Here is a 784-nt window from a genome sequence, read left to right on the forward strand (position 1 = left end):
ACCAGTATCAAGGGCAATTCTACAGTTGAGCTGCAGACTTTCACCCCTGACTTAATGGCCCGCCTACGGACCCTTTAAACCCAATGATTCCGGATAACGCTTGGATCCTCCGTATTACCGCGGCTGCTGGCACGGAGTTAGCCGATCCTTATTCTTACGGTACCGTCAGAGGGGCACACGTGCCCTTTGTTCTTCCCGTATAAAAGCAGTTTACAATCCATAGGACCGTCTTCCTGCACGCGGCATGGCTGGATCAGGCTCTCGCCCATTGTCCAATATTCCTCACTGCTGCCTCCCGTAGGAGTCTGGTCCGTGTCTCAGTACCAGTGTGGGGGATCCCCCTCTCAGGGCCCCTACCCATCGCCGTCTTGGTGAGCCGTTACCTCGCCAACTAACTAATGGGACGCATAGTCATCTTGTACCGTAGCCTTTAATGTAGAAGCGATGCCGCTCCTACATACCATGGGGCATTAATCCAAATTTCTCTGGGCTATTCCCCAGTACAAGGCAGATTCTATACGCGTTGCGCACCCGTGCGCCGGTCGCCGGCGGATAAGCAAGCTTATCCCCGCTGCCCCTCGACTTGCATGTGTTAGGCCTGCCGCTAGCGTTCATCCTGAGCCAGGATCAAACTCTTCATCGTTGATTCTTATATAACTTCGATCAACCATATGAGATATCTTCCCGGCCCGTTCTTTCGATTTCTTTTTCTGCACCATATCCCCGTTCCCGGAAATATGGTGCGCTGTCTTTACAATATATCAATGAACTTTTTACTCTTTTT

At 51.5% G+C, this 784-nt stretch carries 1 rRNA gene; it reads right to left on the reverse strand.

Annotated features, from left to right (window positions below):
* A 16S ribosomal RNA gene (locus tag H4O18_RS21865) occupies nucleotides 1-643 on the reverse strand; the annotation flags it as partial.
* Nucleotides 644-784: the final 141 nt, after the last annotated feature.

Source organism: Arenibacter arenosicollis, from assembly GCF_014397245.1.
Taxonomy (GTDB): domain Bacteria; phylum Bacteroidota; class Bacteroidia; order Flavobacteriales; family Flavobacteriaceae; genus Arenibacter; species Arenibacter arenosicollis.